Source organism: Mycetocola spongiae (assembly GCF_020424085.1).
Classification (GTDB): Bacteria; Actinomycetota; Actinomycetes; order Actinomycetales; family Microbacteriaceae; genus Mycetocola; species Mycetocola spongiae.
Genome location: NZ_CP080203.1, coordinates 874880 through 892095, shown reverse-complemented (window position 1 = coordinate 892095; position 17216 = coordinate 874880). Strand labels below are relative to the sequence as shown.

Below are 17216 nucleotides of genomic sequence, written 5' to 3'. Positions count from 1 at the left end.
ACCCCCACCCGTTTGATCACAGGATTGATATACCCATGGACCTTTATTCGTTCCCGCCCATCGCGCTACTGCTAGATGGGGCGTATTGGCTGGTTTCCCGGCTACAGGAATTTGTTACCCCGTTTGCCGGCGAGGCCTCCGCGGCCCTCGCCCTGGTCATTCTCACCGTGCTGATTCGCACGGCCCTCATCCCCGTGGGGCGCTCCCAGGTGAAGGCGGAGATCAGCCGCAAACGCCTCGCTCCGATGATCGCGGAGCTGCAGAAAAAATATAAAAACCGCGAGACGCTGCAGCGCAAAACGATGGAGCTTTATCAGCGCGAGGGCACCTCCCCGCTCGCCGGGTGCCTCCCGCTGCTGCTGCAAATCCCGGTGCTCTCGGCCATCTACGGGCTGTTTATTAAACCCACCATCCACGATCGACCCAATGAGCTGCTTCAGGCCACCCTCGGCGGGCTGCCGCTGAGCCATAACCTCCCGACCCTGCTCGGCGGCGGGGACGCCTGGCCGCGGATCCTCATCTATGTGGCCCTGCTCGGGTTTATGATCGTGATCGCCGAGCTGCAGCGCCGCTATCTGGCCCCGCCGCAGGCCCCCACGCCCACGCCGCCCACCCCGGCTCCCGGCGCCCCGGCGATGCCTGACCTGGGTGGCCTGATGAAGGCCATGCGCTGGATGCCCTATCTCACGGTGGTGATTGCCGCGAGCGTGCCGCTGGCCGCCGGAATCTATCTGGCGCTGACCAGCACCTGGACCCTCGCCGAGCGGCTCATCCTGCGCCGCGTGCTCGGGGCCCGGGCCGAGCGCGAGGCCAGCGGTCCCGCCGCGGTATCCGCCTGATCCGGGTGGTACCGTAGCGCCATGACAGCCACCACCGAGGAGTCCTATCTGGTTCCCGAGCTCACGGTCACCGATATCCGGGCGAGCCTCGCGTTCTGGGTGGGCCTGTGCGGCTTTTCCGTGCGCTATAGCCGCCCCGAGGAGGGGTTTGCCTATCTTCAGCGCGGCGGCATCCGGGTGATGCTGGAGCAGCTCATCCCCGGCCGCAACTGGGTCACGGGCCACCTCGAGCCGCCCCTGGGCCGCGGAATGAACCTCGAGATGACCGTGGCCGAGAGCGCACCCATCCTGGCGGCGCTGCGCGGCGCGGGCATCGCGCTCTATCGCGAGCCCGAGGAGCAGTGGTATCGGGCCGGGGAGAGCGAGACGGGGGTGCACCAGTTTTTGGTGCAGGACCCCGACGGCTATCTGCTGCGCTTTTCGCAGCCCCTCGGCTCGCGCCCCCTCGCCTAACCCGCGACGGGATACGCGCATCCTCCCCGGCGGCGCGGTACCCTAAACCTCCACCCCATCGTCACCGTTATAGAGGATCCCCTCATGGAACAAATCATCATCCTTGTCCTCGCGCTGCTGGTCATCGCGGGGGCCACCGTGATTGGGCCCCGCGTGGGCGTGGCCACCCCGCTGCTGCTGGTGTTGGTGGGTATCGGCGTGAGCTTCCTGCCGTTTGTGCCCGCAATCAGCATCGAGCCGGAGTGGATCCTCGCCGGGATTCTGCCGCCGCTGCTGTACTCGGCCTCGGTCTCGATGCCCACGATGGACTTTAAACGCGAGTTCACGGCGATCGGGGGACTCTCGGTGGCACTGGTGGTCATCAGCGCCGTGGTCCTGGGCTTCTTCTTCCACTGGGTGATCCCGGATATGAGCCTGTGGTGGGGCATCGCGCTGGGGGCCGTGGTGAGCCCCACCGATGCGGTGGCCACCTCAATCGTGAAGCGCTCCGGCGTGGGCGGCCGCGTGGTCGCGGTGCTCGAGGGCGAGAGCCTGCTCAACGATGCCACCGCGCTGGTGCTGCTGCGCGCAGCGATCGCGGGGGCCGCCGCCTCGGTCTCACTCTGGGGAGTGGTGGGGAGCTTTATCTTCTCGGTGGTGGTGGCCAGCGTGATCGGCGTGATTATCGGCAGGGTGAATCTGGCCCTCCGCGCGCGCGTGAGCGATTCCACCGTAAATACCGTGCTGTCCTTTACCGTGCCCTTCCTGGCCTCGATCCCCGCCGAGCTCCTGGGGGCCTCGGGCCTCGTGGCAGCGGTGGTGGCCGGGCTGGTCACGGGGCACGGGGCGGCCCGCCGCCTCTCGCCGCAGCACCGCTTCTCGGATGCCCAAAACTGGCGCACCGTGGAGCTGGTGCTTGAGGGCACCATTTTTCTGATCATGGGGCTGGAACTTTCGGGCATCCTGATCGAGGTGGCCGATGAACATAACGGATTTCTCAGTGCGGCGCTGATTGCGGCGGGCGCGCTGCTGATCACCCTGCTGATCCGGGCGGCCTATGTGGCGCCGCTGATCGCCGGCCTGCGTCGCCGCGCGCGCCGCGGCGAGCGGATGAAACCGCGAATCGAACGCATCCAGGAGGTCCTGGACGATCCGCAGAAGCTCGCGAGCTTCCGCGGTCCGGGCCGGGTGGAGATCTCCCCGGCCGCGGAGAGCGATGCCGCCGATTCAGCGGCCCCCGGCGGCGAGATCCTCTCGCTGAGCGGCCGCGATACCGGGCCCGGACCCCGCCCCGGGGGCCCGCGCGGGGCCGCGCGCCGCGGCGGCCCGGACCCGGCCGTATCCTCGGAGCGCCTCGCGCGCGGCCGCACCCGGCTGCGCCGCGCGCTGGCCGATATCGATTATTTCCTCGCCGCCCCGCTGGGCTGGCGCGAGGGCACCGTGATCGTCTGGGCGGGAATGCGCGGGGCCGTGACCCTCGCCGCGGCGCAGACCATCCCCGAGAATGCCCCGCATCGCTCGCTGATCATCCTGATCGCGTTCCTCGTGGCAGCCTCCTCGCTGCTGATTCAGGGTGGCACGCTGGGCCGGGTGGTGCGCCGGGTTAAGCCCGCGACCAAGGACCCGATGCTGGGCACCGAGCATGCCGAGATCTTTGCGATCCTCGCCGAGGCCGCCGAGCGCGGCCGCGCCGACTATGACACGCTCCTGGCCGAGCGCGGCCTCGACGCGGGGGAGGACCCCGAGCACTCCCGCGAAAAGGGGCGGCAGCTCGCGGCTATCCGCGCCCAGCGCGAGGCCCTTTTGGACGTGCGTGATGACGGGCTTTTTGACGCCGAGGTGCTCAATAGCGCACTGGCCACGCTGGATAACGATCAGATGAGTCTGGAGGCGCGGGGAGGCCCCGCGCACGCCTAGGCGCGCTCGGCGATCCGCGGGCTCAGCGCCAGCGCGGCGACCGCGAGCAGCGCGGCAAAGGCAAAGACCGGCGCAAACGGACCCACCCCGGCGATAATCACGCTCGTGAAGATCACCCCGGCAATCGCGAGTGAGATCGCGCTTCCGAAGGAATCAGCGATGGTCAGCGCGGCCGAGTTAAAGCCCTGATCCTTCTCGGTGGAATGGGAGAGCGTGAGCACGCTCAGCCGCGGATACAGCGTCCCGAGCCCCGCGCCCGCAAATGTCCAGGCCACGATCACCACTACCGGGCTCAGATGCAGCAGGGCGGTCACGCCCAGCGTGAGGATCGCCAGCAGCGTCATCCAGGAGCCAAAACGCGTGGCCGCGGCATTGCTGATCCGATCGGCAAAGCGCCCCTGCGCGGCCGAACCCAGCGCCCAGCTGATTGCGCTGCCGGTGATCGCGAGGCCCGCCGCGGTGGGAGAAAAATCATAATCGGTCACCAGCAGATACGGGATATAGATCTCCGCACCAAAAAACGCCGCCGCGATGATGCCGCGCATGCGGATCACCCCGGGCAGGCCGCGGCGCAGCCCGAGGGTGCCGCGCGGCAGCAGCGGACGCACCGCGATCAGCGCCACGATCAGGGCGCCGAGCGAGATCAGCGGACCCCAGGGTCGCAGCTCCCCGGCCATGCTCAGCGTGAGGACCGCGAGCGCGGCGAGCACGGCCCAGGCCGCGCGCGGCAGGTCCCAGGGCACCGGGGTCGCGGGGCGCGGGGCCTTGGCGAGCACCCGCAGGGTGGGCATCACCATCGCCATCGAGGCGGCCACGAGGCCCACCACGCCGAGGAATACCCAGTGCCAGCTCCAGACCTCGGCCACGGCCCCGGCCACCACGGGCCCCACCAGCGAGGGCAGCACCCAGGCGGTGGCAAATCCGGCAAAAATCTTGGGGTGCAGCACCGGGGGAAGGGCGCGCGCGACCACCACATAGAGGGCCACGGTGATCGCCCCGGAGCCGAGGCCCTGGGCAAGACGCCCGGCAATAAACGGATACATATTGGTGGACAGGCCGGAGATGAGCAGGCCGATCACAAAGAGCACCCCGGCGGTATAGAGCGGGCCGACCGGGCCGGAGCGATCCGACCAATTACCCGCGATGACCATCCCGATCACGCTTGTGGCCAGGGGGCCGGCAAATGCCAGGGCGTAGAGCGCCGCCCCGTCCAGATCGGCACTCACCACGGGCATGATCGTGGTGACCGCCATCGACTCAAAGGCACCCAAAAACACCAGTGCGCAGGAGCCGAGGGTCACCCACAGATATTCGCGGGAAAACAGGGACGGAGAGGGGGAAGAAAGGGAGGACACCACAGGAGCTTAGCGGGCGGAGACCCTCATCCGCATGCGGGCGGGCGGCCCGCGCCCACCCCCGCGGCTAGCGCGGCTCCGCCGGGACGATCCGGGGTTCCCGGGGTGTGCCGGAAAAGCGCGCGGCGGCCCGCATCCACGGGATCGCATCGGGGCGGCGATAGCGCAGCACCGATCCGCCGCGGCGCGGTGCCGGGGCCGGGGGCGGGGGCGTATGCGACGCGGGGGTTTCGGGTGGGGGAATGGGCATCCAGGGACTCGCTCTCCGCGACCGTGGGGTCGCACTCGGACGCAGCCTTGCTGCACCCTTCACGCTAGTGCGGAGAGTTCTCGGCGAGATTCCGGTCGTGTTAACGGCGCGTAACGTCGCCTAGCCGGCGAGGAGGGCGCGCGCGTTCTCGAGGCCGGCCGGGGCATCCACGGAGACCACAATATTGCCGGTGCGAATGAGCTGCTCGGGGGTAATGCCAAAGGATTCCACGCTCTCCAGGAACCCCTCATAGGCTGCCTGATCGGCAAACTCATAAACCTGAACCCGGGATCCCTCAAACGTTCCCGAACCCCAGCGCGTGGCAAAAGGCGCCACGGTGGGCGACTGCGAGAAGTCTCCCACCCCCAGGATTTCCAGGACGCTCTCGATCGAGGGCTCGGCGGCCGCCTCGGGGGTGGCCTCCGCGGTGGGTGAGGCGGCGGGGGTATCCGCGGTCGAGGCGTCCGGGGCCGGAGACTCCGCGGAGCCGCATGCGGACAGGGACAGGGCCAGCGCCGCGGTCAGCGCGAGGACGCCCGCGCGAGAAATAACAGTCATAGCGGCATTCTAGGGGGTGCGGGGGCGCGGGTCTTCGGTCTCCGGGGAGGCCGCGGGGCGAGCCGATTCCAGGATTGCCGCGAGGGCCGGGGCGCCGTCCACGGTGACCGCAAATAGTCGCCCATTCCCGCGGGTGATAAGCAGGGCGGGGCCCGCGCGCAGGATGATTGCCGAGCGGCCCGAGAGGATGCGATAACCCCAGCCGCCCCAGTCCCGGGGCAGGATCGTCTCGGCGGTGGCCGAGGCGATGCGCTCCGCGGGTATGAGCTGCACGGGGAATCGGAATAGCACCGAGGTGATCCGCAGTCCATCGCGATCGGCGCGCACCCTGACCGCGGCGAAGGCCAGGATCAGCGCCGCGGCGAGTAGGGCAACGGGCAGCAGCGCACCGGATGCGGAGGTGCCCAGCGTCACGGGGATCAGGACGGCCGGGACCGCGAGCCCGAGCGCCAGCATCCCCGGGGAGATCATCCGCACCGACAGCGAGGAAACGTCTCCGGGCGGTGCGGGGAGGGGCTGCTCCAGGCGCGACCGAGCGGGTTCGGCCGCGGCCTCCCGGGGCAGCAGGATCGCCGGCAGCAGCCCATAAACGATCGCCAGCATGACCACCAGAAATCCCGCCCCGAGGCGCACCGTGCGCGGATCCCCGGCGAGCAGGGTCAGCCCCGCGGATACGGCCCAGGTGGCGGTGGCGCAAGCGGCAACCGAGGCCGCAATACCCACCACGCCCCGGCGCACCCCCGGGGGCAGCGTGCGGGGAATCAGCGCCGCGAGCCCCAGTGCCGTGCAGATCATCGCGAGGATCAGGCACGTGCGATAGAGCGCCGCGGCCTCGGTAAAACCATCCGCGGGTCCCGCCCCGCTCCAGTGTGAGGGCAGGAGATCGGGGAGATCCGGCGACCAGGCGGAGTTCAGCAGCAGCTGCACGCTCACCGGCAGCAGGAGTGTTGCGGCGGCCAGCGTGATGCGCGCGGCCCGCGGCACGGGGGTGCTCATGCGCTGATCCCGCGGGGCGAGAGGAGAAGAATATGGCGCAGCGGGTCCCCTGAAAGCATGATTATGAGGTTAGCGGGCCCGTCGCACCCGGTGCAAGAACGGTCCTAGACTCGAGGGGTGAGTGAACAGCCCCGGATCCTCGACCCACATCCCCGCGTGCGCGCCATCCTTGATGCCGCCGTGGAGCGGCTGGCCGCGGCCGGGGCACGCACCGAGGCGCTGGGGGAGTTTATCCCCGCGCAGAGGAAGCTCCTGATTACCCGCAAGGCGCGCCTGATCGATCGCGGCCGGGTGTGGCGGCTGGGCGTATTTTTACTCTCGGCCGATGGTGTGCTGCGGCTCGTGGGTATCACCACGCGGGCCGTTGCGCCGGGCTGGCCCGGGCATCAATCGCTCTCCGCCGAGACCCGCCGCGAATATCGGGACGCCGCGCATCGGGGCCCGTTTCGCGAGGGCGAGACCATAAATTTTGATGCGCCCGTGCTGGATCTGGACGAGCGCAGCCTCGCGCACTCCCGCGGGGTGTTTTTCCTGCGCGAGGGGCTGCCCGTGGTGCGCTGGAGCGCGGATGCGCCCGCCGATTCGGCCCGCGATCTGGGGGACTATCTGGCGGAGCGCATCGCGCTCCTGATCGATCCGCCCGCGGGGGCCTAGGCGATTCCGCCGTTCACATAGAGCACCTGGCCGTTCACCCAGCGCGCGGGGCCCGCGAGGAAGGCCACCTGTTCGGCGATATCCGCGGGCGTGCCGAGGCGCTCGAGCGGGGCGGCCTTGGCCATCCCGGCGATCGTGGCCTCGTCCTTGCCGTTGAGGAAGAGTTCGGTCGCGGTGGGGCCGGGGGCCACCGCGTTCACGGTGATATCGCGGCCGCGCAGCTCGCGCGCGAGCACCAGGGTCAGGGCCTCCACGGCCCCCTTGCTGGCGGCATAGGCTGCATAGCCGGGCAGGGCCAGGCGCGTGATCGAGGTGGAGAAATTAATGATTGCCCCGCCCTCGCGCACGGTGCGCGCGGCGTGCTGATCCACGATAAACGTGCCGCGGATATTGGTGCGGTGCATGCGATCCAGCGCGTCCAGGTCAAAATCGGCGAGCGGGCCGAGCGTCATGATTCCCGCGGTATTTACCACCACGTCGATGCCGCCAAGGGCCTCGGTGGTTGCGGCGAAGGCCGCGGCCATCTCGGCCTCCTCGGCCACATCGCCGCGCACGGCAATCGCGGTGCCGCCCGCGGCGGTGATGGCCGCGACCACGGACTCGGCGCGCTCGCGATTGCCGGCATAGTGCACGGCCACGGCAAAGCCGTCCCGGGCGAGGCGTTCGGCCACCGCGCGGCCGATGCCGCCGGAACCGCCGGTGATCAGGGCGACGCGGGGGGAGGAGGATGTGGTCATGAGGGGTTCCTTTCGGGGGCGCGGCTTGCGCGTTTTCCGGGGCGGAAAAGCGCGGATATCGGCGCCGCTGTAATCACGATAACACCATAGTGTTATCAGTGCAAACAGTTTGCCGTTATCCGCGCTTTTCCCCGGGAAACCCCGCCGCTAGGACACCTGGGTGATGCCGCGCAGCTCCGGGAACTCGCTATCGCGCCACTCGACGCAGGTCACCTCGCCGCGCGCGGCAGCCTCCTCGCGCTCCCGCAGCTCCACCCGGCGAATCTTGCCGGAGATGGTCTTGGGGAGCTCAAAAAACTCGATCCGGCGCAGGCGCTGGAACGGCGCGAGCCGCTCGCGCGCATAGGCCAGGATCGAGCGCGCCGTCTCATCGTTCCGGGGATAACCCGCGGCCAGGGAAATATAGGCCTTGGGGACCGCGAGGCGCAGCGGATCGGGTGCGGGCACCACGGCGGCCTCAACCACCGCGGGATGCTCCACCAGCACACTCTCCAGCTCAAACGGGCTGATCTTATAATCGGAGGCCTTAAACACATCATCGGTGCGCCCGATATAGGTGATATGCCCCTCGGCATCCCGGGAGGCCACATCGCCGGTGTGATAGTAGCCGCCGCGCGTGGCCTCGGCATTGCGCTCGGGATCGGCAACATAGCCGCTCATCAGGAACACGGGGCGGGTGGATAGATCCAGGCAGATCTCGCCCTCCTCCGCGGGGAGGCCGCCGATCGGGTCGATCAGCACCACGGGTGCGCCCGGGAGCGGCCGCCCCATCGAGCCATCGCGCATATCGGCGCCCGGGGGATTGGCCACCACCGCGGTCATCTCGGTCTGGCCATAACCATCGCGGATGACCCGGCCCCAGCCGCGGCGCACCTGCTCAATCACCTCGGGGTTCAGCGGCTCGCCCGCCGAAACGGTCTCGCGCAGGTCGCCGGGGCCCGCGCCCAGGTCCAGCTGGATGATCATGCGCCAGACGGTGGGCGGCGCGCAGAACGTGGTCACGCGCTCCTCGCGCAGGACACGCAGCAGCGCGGCGGCATCAAAGCGGCCGTAGTTATACACAAATACGGTGGCCTCGGCGATCCACGGCGCGAAAAAATTGCTCCACGCATGCTTGGCCCAGCCGGGCGAGCTGATTGCCATATGCACGTCCCCCGGGCGCAGCCCCAGCCAGTACATCGTGCTGAGGTGACCCACGGGATAGCTCACCTGGCTGTGCTCCACCAGCTTGGGGCGACTCGTGGTGCCCGAGGTGAAATAGCGCAGCTGCGGATCGGTCGAGGCTGTTCCGGGATGCGGCAGCGGTGCGGCCTCACCCGCGAGGCCCTCGGCGAGGTCCCGCCAGCCCGCGGCGGCGCCCGCCCCGACGGCGATCCGGGTATAGTCCCCGGGGGCATGGGCAAATTTATGGGTATCCGCGGCGGCCACGATCACGTGGCGGATCTCGGCGCGGTCGAGGCGGTCGATCAGATCGCTGCCGCCCACCGCGGTGGTGGTGGGGGCGATGACCGCGCCGAGCTTCAGTAGCGCCAGCATCGACTCCCAGAGCTCCACCTGGTTATCAAGCATGAGCATCACGGCATCGCCGCGGGCCACGCCAAGCTCGGCCAGCCAGGTGCCGAGGGCATCCGAGCGGCGCGCGAGCTCATCAAAGCTGCGCTCGGTGCGCGAGCCGTCCTCCTCCACGATCACGAGGGCGCGGCCGTGATTGCCGCGGGCGATCACGTCAAACCAGTCGATGGCCCAGTTAAAGGAGTCGCCCACGTCGGGCCAGGAGAATTCGGCCTCGGCGCGGGCACGATCCTCCCGGGTGGAGATCAATAAATCGCGGGCGGCCCGATAGGCCTGTGTTGCCGATGAGGGTGTCATGGGTATGTGTCCTTGCCTGTTTTTCCGCGCGCGGGGCCTGGCCTTCCGCGCGCCTCCGGATCAATATACTCGGGCCCGCCGGGTCGGGGGTTCTCCCGCGCCGATTCCGGAAGGGGGTTGTGCCGTGCCTTGTTCTGGGGTAATGTTGCTCAAGCCGCTTTTTTGAACTTAATCCGCCGCCCCTCTAGCCGCGATTATTCAGCACTGCACGGAGCCTCCCACCTGGAGATGAATCCGTCGAGCAGGCCACCACCTCGATTCAGGGATATCGCGTTGCAGCGATCGTCCCCGCACGAAGACTGTAATAAGGAACTACCATTTTGACGAATACCATTTTGGCTCCCCGGAGCCTCGAAAACCAGAACACCGATCGCGGCCCCACGGCCGCCCGAAACCCCGCCACCGAGTATTTTCTTGAGGGCTTTGACGCCGCCACCCGGGCGGCCACCCGCCGCGGCACCCGCGGCCGCGGTACCGGCGACTGGCGCGGTTCGCGCGGCCAGGCGCTGCTGAACTGGCGCACCACCCACGCCCACCTGGGCTATAAGGAGCAGGCCGCCGGCCTGGCCGAGGTTCGCCGCGGCTGGGATACCGCCGTGGCCCTGCGCCGCGGCCTGCGCACCCCCTAGGGGCTGCCTGCCGAGCCATACCCCCGGCCCGATCCACTGGATCGGGCCGGGGGTATGGCGGTTAACGGGCGAGAAAATCCCGGTGCATCGCGGTCTGGGCCAGCGCGGAGAGCCGCGAGGCGGCGGGGAGGTTCTCCCAGCCCCCGCTCCACGGGAGCCGGGAGGCGATCTGCCAGACCGAGGTCCCCGGGGCCTCGCGCAGCGCGGCGGCCACCGCCCGGGTGCGGCCGCGGTGATGCTCGGCGAGGGCCGCTCCGCGCCGCGCGAGCCCGCGGAACGGGGCCTCGTGGCCCGGGCAGACGAGGGGATCACCGAGGGCGGCCAGGCGCCCCAGGGAATCCAGATAGGACGCCAGCGGATTTTCCGGCGTGGGGCCGCCCAGGCCGATGCCCGGGTTTATCCCGGGCAGCACGTGATCGCCGGTGAAGACCAGGCCGGCCCCCTCCTCGACCAGACAGATATGGCCGGGGGTATGGCCCGGGGTGTGGATCACGCGCACCCGGCGGCCGGGGATGGGCAGATACTCGCCGTCCCGGAGGGGATCGGCCGCGGGGACCTGCGGGATCCCGCGGAAGATCTCCTCCGGGCCGGGAAGCGCGGCGTGGCCGGCGGGTATGCCCCAGCCGGCGATCTCCGCGCGCCGGGCAGCGGCATATCCGGGGTCCGCGAGGGTCGCGAGTGCGGCGGATTCGGTGGGGTGGAGGAGGAGCCGCGCGGGGGAGCGGTCGAGGATAAACGCCGCGAGCCCCAGATGATCGGGGTGCAGGTGGGTGGCCGTGACGGTGCGGATCGCCGCCGGGTCCGCTCCGAGCGCGCGCAGCGCCGCGCGCAGGAGTTCGCGATTCTGGGTGGTATCGGAGCCGGGGTCAATCACGTGGATCCCGCCGCCGGAATCCTCCAGTAGATAGCAGAGACTATAGGGGGGAGCTCCGCCGGGGAGGGGAAGTGCAAGCATCGTGACACCCGGAGCGATCGTGGTCGTGGGTGTGGGGGAGGCCGCGGCCGCGTCGGGGTGGTGCGGGTGCATGCTGGGTCCTCCCGGAACGCGCGATGGGGTCGTGACCGAGGTTACGCGAATAGGGCAGCGTTTCGCACGACAGAGCTGGGTCTATCGCGCGACGAGGATACCGTCAGATTTGGTCGCGGCCGCGGAACGTCGCGGCGCGTTCGCATAGGCTGACCCCCGGAGTGGGCATGGTGCTCCATTCGGGGAAAAGGGGGTGCGCGGTGGTTTTAAGGACAACCGGTGAGCACAATAACGATCTTTCGGCTGCGACATCCGCGGCACAGGCGGCCCAAAAGGCCGGGATCGCCACGACCGCGGCGAAGAAGCCCGCGGCAAAAAAGCCCGCGGCAAAAAAATCCGCGACACAAAAACCCGCCGAGTCTGCGGCCTCGGCCGAGCCGATGCCGACCCCAAAAAGCACCCCCGAGGGTGAGCCCACCGTGGCCACTCCCGCGGCGAAGAAGCCCGCGGTAAAAAAATCGGCGGCAAAGAAGCCCGCCGAGAAAAAGCCCGCCGAGAAAAAGGCCACGGAGAAAAAGTCCGCGGCGAAGTCGCCCGTGAAAAAATCCGCTGCGGGGGCCGCGGCCGAGAAGCCTGCGACGAAAAAGCCCGCGGCCGAGAAGCCCGCGGCGAAAACTCCCGCGGTGAAGACTCCCGCGACCGCGCAGGCGGCGGGCACCGCGGTCCCCGCCAAGAAAAAGACCGCCCAAAAATCCGCCGCCCCCCGGGCAGTGGAACCAAGCGCGGCGACCCCGGCTCGCCCCAAGAGCCCCTTTGAACGCCCCGTCGCCGAGGAGGCCACACCGGCTATCCCGCGGGAGGCGCCCTCGGCTCCCGCCCCGGCCCCGGTTCCGGTGGACTCCGTGTTTCGGGGCCCCGTAGAGGTCACCGAGACGGGCCCGATCGTGCGCTCGACCGAGGACTCGGATACCGTGGACCTGGACGTGACCGTGCGGATCGACGCCCGCGCAAAAAACTCGAAGCCGACCCCCGGGATCGAGCCCGCGACCGAGGCTACCCCGGTCCACGCCCCCGCCGGCGTATCGGGAAAGCCCGCCGCGATGGTCGCGGACGCCCCGGTGGAAGATACCCCGGTGGCAGATACCCCGGTGGCGGCGGCCCCGGAAAAGGACACCCCCGTAACGGAGACCCCCGTAACGGAGACCCCCGTGGCGGAGACCCCCGCGAAGAAAACCCCGGCGGCGGAGGCTCCCGTGGTGGAAACCCCCGCGGCGCAGACCCCGGAAGTGGACACCCCCGCCGCGGTTGCCCCCGCGCGTTCCGCCGCGGCACGCAACGCGGCCGCGCTGCTGAGTGGCCCCCGTGCCGCCCAGCCCCTCTCCACGACCCCCGGGAGCCGCGGCGAGCCCGGGGAAGATCCCGAACCCGTCACGCGGCCGGTGGCCCGGATCGAGCCGGCCGGGAACCGGGCCGAACCGGCGACGGCCCCGACCCCCGGGGCCGCCACCCCGGGCACCGCGGCAAAAATCGAGGAACCCGTCTCCGAGAAACCCGTCCCCGCGGAACCCGCCAAGGATATTGCGGAACCCGCCGAGGATATTGCGGAACCCGCCGAGGATATCGACCGTGAAGACACCGAGTCCGCGGGCCCGGCCGGGCCCCGCTCCGCGGAATCGCACTCGAGCGATGCCGATCCGGCGCAGACCTCCGTCAGCGCGCCCCCGCGGCCGCGCCGCCGCCTGCCCTCGCTGAATCCCGTGCGCGCGGTGCGCCGACAATTTGCCCCTCCCGGGCCCCGCCGCACCCCCAATGCCGGGGTGCAGGAGGAGGGTATCCCGCTCCTGGAACTGCTGGGTTTCCCCGCCGAGGGTGATTCCGCGGCGGTGGCCGATGGCATCCACGAGCAGACCCGCTCCTCCGCACACCTCAACGCCTCGGTCTCCCCGTGGGGAGCCGAGGGTCCCGTGGTGCAGCCGCCGCGCCGCTCGCTGCGTGTGCCCCTCGTGATCGCGGGCGGACTGATCCTGCTCTGCGCCACCCTGGCACTAGCCTGGGTTCTGATCGCCGATGCGTTCTCCCCCTCCTCCGTGGTCTCCGGGTATACCGGCGATCTGGCCGCGGGTAATCTGGAGGAGGCCCTGGAGCGGGCGGGGATCGAGCGCGGTCCCGAGGACGTCCTGCTCACCGATGAGGTCTATCGTGCGCTCCCCGAGCGCATCACCGAGGCCCGGGTGGTTGATACCGAGCTCAGCGGCTCGCGCGCGCGCGTGAGCGCCGAGCTCATCCTCGCTTCGGGTGGTGAACCGCTGCGCCAGGAGTTCACGCTGGAGCGCGTGGGTAGTTTCCTCGGGCTCCTGGACCGCTGGGAGATGTCGAGTCCCGATCCGGGCACGCTCTCGCTGGAAAATATCACCGTCCCCGAGCGCGGAGACCTCACCATCGCGGGGGTATCCCTGGGCGATAGCCCGGCCGCACGGGCACCCCTGCGGGCCTTCCCCGGTACCTATCAGATCGCCCTGGCCCCGAGCACCGCGTATCGTGCCGAACCGGTGAGCGTCACCGTGGATGCCCTCGGTGTCGCGGCCGTGGCCGAGGCGCTGACCCCCGAACTCACCGCGGCCGGGCGCACCTCCATCACCACGGCGGTAAACACCTATCTGGAGGAGTGCGCAGCGAGTGGGGAACTGGAGCCGCGCGGATGCCCCTTTGGTGTGCGCGGCTCCGATCTGGGACTGAACTACGACAATATTCAGTGGACGCTGCAGTCCACTCCCGAGCTGGAAATCGGTGAGTATACGGGCGCCGATTGGCGCGTGGAGACCCGCCGCGCGGGCTCCGCCAGCCTGAGCGCCGATACCCTCAACGCCCAGGGGCAGACCATTGGTAAATCCGGCACCCGCACGCCCCTCGCCGTGAACGTCATTGCCGAGGTCACCGGTTTCAGCGGAGACGCCGCGATCCTGAAGATCGCCGCCGCACCCACCACCCCCTAAGTTTTATCCGCCAGGCCGTGATACAAATTCACAAGATTTTCCGCGGCCCGGCGGGAATCCGGACATTATGGATCGATCCCGCCTCCGGAAGAGGCAATACACCCGAGGAGTATTCCGATTGACGAAATCCACACGCACGCTGGTTTTGCCCGCCCTGGGGCTCGCCGCCGCGGTTGGCCTGTCTACCCTGCTGAGTGCACCGGCGCACGCCGCACCCCTGAGTTTTAGCGATCCCGTGCTGCTGGCCTGCGTGGAGCGCAGCCTCGGCGAGGCCCCCACCGCGGAGAATATCGCCAGCCTGAGCACCCTCGACTGTGCCGTGCCCGCCAATAGCGATCAGGTGCGTTCGCTTGAGGGCATGCAGGCCATGACCTCGCTGCAATATGTGCACCTGCAGAATCAGCGCGTGAGTGACCTCACGCCGCTTGCCGATCTGCCCGCGTTGCGCAATGTCTGGCTGGACGGCAATAAGCTCACCGATATTTCCCCGCTCGCGCGGCTGAAATCCCTGCAGATCCTGGCCATTCAGGATAACGAAGTCTCGGATATCTCCGCGCTGGGCGAGCTTCCCGATCTGCGCTGGTTGGATGCCTCCGAAAACCACATCGGCGACTGGACCGCCGCGCGCAACGTCACGTTCCTGACCGGAAAAAACCAGACTGTGGTGGAGCCGCGTGCCACGGCCGGGGAGCCCTATCAGCTGAACTACCGCGGACCCTCCGATTCCGCAATGGTGCTCACCGATACCGCGGGTACCGCCCTGACCGCCACCTCCACCCCGATCGCCTTCGATGGCGTGAGCGTGACCCATGCAACCGAGGAGCGGGAAACCCGCAATTATGTGGCGCGCTTCGAGGGCATCGACAATATCGGGACCGTGGATATTAACGTGACCCAGGAGGTCGCCATCTTCCCCGGCGAGCCCGTGATCCTGGGCGATGAGTCCCTCGGCGAGTGCCTGAGCGAGCAGTTGGACGGGCAGGCCATCGGGGAAAACACCCTGGCCGAGCTGACCGAGCTGAGCTGCGCCCCCGGAACCGAGCCGATTGAATCGCTTGAGGGCCTGGAAAACCTCGTTAACCTGCGCACCCTGAGCCTCGCCGATAACCACATCAGCGACCTCACCCCGCTTGCCGCGCTGCCCGTCCTGAGCAGCGTGGACGTCGCGGGTAACCGCGTAACCGATGCCTCGGTCCTGGCTCCGAGCGCGAGCCTGCGCACCCTGGTCCTGGATCGCAACGGCGTGAGCGACCTCTCGGCCTTTGCCCAGTCCGATGCGACCGTGAGTGCCGTGGAGCAGAGCGTGGAGCTGGCCGATGCGATGAGCGGCGAGCCCTTCGCCCTGCCGCTGCGCGATGCCCGCGGCCTGGTTCCCACCCCCGTGGGCCTGATCGCCGGGGCGACCTTCGCCGATGGTGCCGTGACCTATGGCCCGCAGGTGGCGCTGGGCCGCCTGCCCGCCCTGCGCTTCGCCAATGAGGCGGGTACGTTTAGTGGCTCCGCCGTGCAGACGCTGATCCCCTCGGATCGCCCGAGCACGCTGATCCCGGGAAACCCCAACCTGGGTGACCTCGCCGATATCACCGATTCCACCCCGCGGCTGAGCCTGCTTGCCCCGGGAACCTCCCGCAAGGCGACCTCGGGCCTGGCCCTGACCGGTATGGAACTGCCGATCGTGCCGATGGGTATGGCCACCCTGGCGCTCTTTGTGGGGGCGGCGCTGCTCTTCCGTCGCCGCCCGACCGAGGGCTAGCCCCCCGGTTATCCCGAAAAACCGCCGTCACCCCTCGGGGTGGCGGCGGTTTTTATTATGCGGGCCGGGGTGCGCCGGTATCCGTGTGCAGGGTGGCCCGATAGGGGTCCCAGTCCGCGGGGAGGGCGGGGGCTACGGTGACCGAGCTGTGCACGGTGACCGGTTCCCCGCTGCTGGCCGATTCGGCGGTGGAGACCATGATGTCCAGTACGTGATAGGCGAGGTCTCCCGAGGCGCGCTCGGGTACCCCGGCCCGCAGGGAGCGGGCCAGGTCCAGCACGCCCAGCCCGCGGCCGGCCGAGGGGCCCTCCTCGGGCAGGATCTGCCGGGTCTCGGGGGAGGTGACCAGTTCACTCTCGCCAAAGAAGTGGTTGGGATCGGGCAGAATCAGGGTGCCCTCCACCCCGGCCACCTCAAAGAGCAGGCGTTTGAGCGCGGAATCAAAGCTCAGGATGGTCTGCGCGATGGCGCCCCCGGCAAACTCGAGTGACACGCTGATATGGGTGGGGACGGTCACCGGGAAGGTTTCCCCGGCGCGCGGGCCCGAGCCGATCACGCGGGTATCGCGGGCGCGCGAGGACGTGGTGTGCACGCGTGTCACCGGGCCCAGCAGCTGCACAAGCGTGGTGAAATAATACGGGCCCACGTCAAAGAGCGGCCCGGCGCCGGGCTGGAACAGAAAATCGGGGTTGGGATGCCAGCTCTCCGGGCCCGGGGACTGCAGGATGGTCAGGGCCGTGAGCGGGGTGCCGATCCGCCCGGCCTCGATCTGGCGTCGGGCCGATTGGATGCCCGCGCCGAGGAAGGTATCGGGGGCGCAGGCCGCGCGCAATCCGAGTTTTTTGGCCTGTTCCAGTAGCTCGCGGCCGCTCTCGCGGTCCAGGGCGAAGGGCTTTTCGCTCCACACGTGTTTTCCGGCGGCGAGGATCTGCATGCCCACCTCGGCGTGTACGCGCGGGATGGTGAGGTTCACCACGATTTCGATCCGCGGATCGGCGAGGAGTTCCGCGACGCTTCCCGCGCCGGGGATCGCGTATTTGGCGGCCTGGGCGGCGGCGCGCTCCACGTCCAGATCGGCGATAAAAAGCACGGTGAGGTCGGGGAAGGTGGTCATTATCGCGAGATACTCATCGCTGATGACTCCCGCCCCGATCAGGCCGATCCCCACGCTCATGCGTGGGCTCCGGCGGGCATTGGGGGACGGGGGATGGGCAACGTCATTATCGCTCCTGGGGTCGGTTCTGCTTATGGTGGAGTCTAGTGAACT

Annotated in this window: 15 protein-coding genes; 7 read left to right on the top strand and 8 right to left on the bottom strand. The window is 69.0% G+C overall.

Annotated elements, in window-relative coordinates; all coding sequences use genetic code 11:
* Nucleotides 1–35: 35 nt before the first annotated feature.
* From KXZ72_RS04165 to KXZ72_RS04155, 3 genes are all read left to right on the top strand, one after another.
* Entirely contained in the window at nucleotides 36–839 is an 804-nt protein-coding gene (locus KXZ72_RS04165; RefSeq protein WP_226082479.1) for a YidC/Oxa1 family membrane protein insertase, read from the top strand.
* A gap of 21 nt (nucleotides 840–860) precedes the next feature.
* Entirely contained in the window at nucleotides 861–1292 is a 432-nt protein-coding gene (locus tag KXZ72_RS04160; protein WP_226082478.1) for a bleomycin resistance protein, read from the top strand.
* An 84-nt stretch (nucleotides 1293–1376) separates the two neighbouring features.
* On the top strand, nucleotides 1377–3188 hold the full coding sequence (locus KXZ72_RS04155; protein WP_226082477.1) for a cation:proton antiporter: 1812 nt from the start codon (nucleotides 1377–1379) through the stop codon (nucleotides 3186–3188).
* Here KXZ72_RS04155 and KXZ72_RS04150 read toward each other — a convergent pair.
* The 4 genes from KXZ72_RS04150 to KXZ72_RS04135 form a co-directional block, all read right to left on the bottom strand.
* Complete coding sequence (locus KXZ72_RS04150) at nucleotides 3185–4543, bottom strand: MFS transporter (protein ID WP_226082476.1); 1359 nt, start codon at nucleotides 4541–4543, stop codon at nucleotides 3185–3187. The two genes, KXZ72_RS04155 and KXZ72_RS04150, sit on opposite strands and share 4 nt — an antisense overlap.
* A 67-nt stretch (nucleotides 4544–4610) precedes the next feature.
* Nucleotides 4611–4793, bottom strand: coding sequence for a hypothetical protein (locus tag KXZ72_RS04145; protein ID WP_226082475.1), 183 nt, complete (start codon nucleotides 4791–4793; stop codon nucleotides 4611–4613).
* Between the two features lie 120 nt (nucleotides 4794–4913).
* On the bottom strand, nucleotides 4914–5351 hold the full coding sequence (locus KXZ72_RS04140) for a hypothetical protein (protein ID WP_226082474.1): 438 nt from the start codon (nucleotides 5349–5351) through the stop codon (nucleotides 4914–4916).
* A 9-nt stretch (nucleotides 5352–5360) separates the two neighbouring features.
* Entirely contained in the window at nucleotides 5361–6347 is a 987-nt protein-coding gene (locus tag KXZ72_RS04135) for a hypothetical protein (protein ID WP_226082473.1), read from the bottom strand.
* A gap of 117 nt (nucleotides 6348–6464) precedes the next feature.
* Between KXZ72_RS04135 and KXZ72_RS04130 the strand changes: the two genes are divergently transcribed.
* Nucleotides 6465–7001, top strand: coding sequence for a hypothetical protein (locus tag KXZ72_RS04130; RefSeq protein ID WP_226082472.1), 537 nt, complete (start codon nucleotides 6465–6467; stop codon nucleotides 6999–7001).
* On the opposite strand, the gene KXZ72_RS04125 is transcribed toward KXZ72_RS04130, so the two are convergent.
* Nucleotides 6998–7738: an SDR family oxidoreductase gene (locus KXZ72_RS04125; protein WP_226082471.1), complete on the bottom strand. Its 741-nt coding sequence runs from the start codon at nucleotides 7736–7738 to the stop codon at nucleotides 6998–7000. The two genes, KXZ72_RS04130 and KXZ72_RS04125, sit on opposite strands and share 4 nt — an antisense overlap.
* 147 nt (nucleotides 7739–7885) lie before the next feature.
* Nucleotides 7886–9607 carry an AMP-binding protein gene (locus KXZ72_RS04120; RefSeq protein WP_226082470.1) on the bottom strand — a complete coding sequence of 574 codons (1722 nt, stop codon included), beginning with the start codon at nucleotides 9605–9607 and terminating at the stop codon, nucleotides 7886–7888.
* Nucleotides 9608–9927: 320 nt separating this feature from the next.
* On the opposite strand from KXZ72_RS04120, the gene KXZ72_RS04115 reads away from it, so the two are divergent.
* Entirely contained in the window at nucleotides 9928–10236 is a 309-nt protein-coding gene (locus KXZ72_RS04115) for a hypothetical protein (RefSeq protein WP_226082469.1), read from the top strand.
* Between the two features lie 61 nt (nucleotides 10237–10297).
* Here the strand turns inward: KXZ72_RS04115 and KXZ72_RS04110 are convergent, their stop codons facing one another.
* Nucleotides 10298–11263: an MBL fold metallo-hydrolase gene (locus KXZ72_RS04110; RefSeq protein ID WP_226082468.1), complete on the bottom strand. Its 966-nt coding sequence runs from the start codon at nucleotides 11261–11263 to the stop codon at nucleotides 10298–10300.
* A gap of 200 nt (nucleotides 11264–11463) precedes the next feature.
* Between KXZ72_RS04110 and KXZ72_RS04105 the strand changes: the two genes are divergently transcribed.
* Nucleotides 11464–14196 carry a hypothetical protein gene (locus tag KXZ72_RS04105; RefSeq protein WP_226082467.1) on the top strand — a complete coding sequence of 911 codons (2733 nt, stop codon included), beginning with the start codon at nucleotides 11464–11466 and terminating at the stop codon, nucleotides 14194–14196.
* 118 nt (nucleotides 14197–14314) lie between these two features.
* Complete coding sequence (locus tag KXZ72_RS04100; RefSeq protein ID WP_226082466.1) at nucleotides 14315–15949, top strand: leucine-rich repeat domain-containing protein; 1635 nt, start codon at nucleotides 14315–14317, stop codon at nucleotides 15947–15949.
* 55 nt (nucleotides 15950–16004) lie between these two features.
* On the opposite strand, the gene KXZ72_RS04095 is transcribed toward KXZ72_RS04100, so the two are convergent.
* Entirely contained in the window at nucleotides 16005–17123 is a 1119-nt protein-coding gene (locus tag KXZ72_RS04095) for a Gfo/Idh/MocA family protein (RefSeq protein ID WP_226082465.1), read from the bottom strand.
* Nucleotides 17124–17216: the final 93 nt, after the last annotated feature.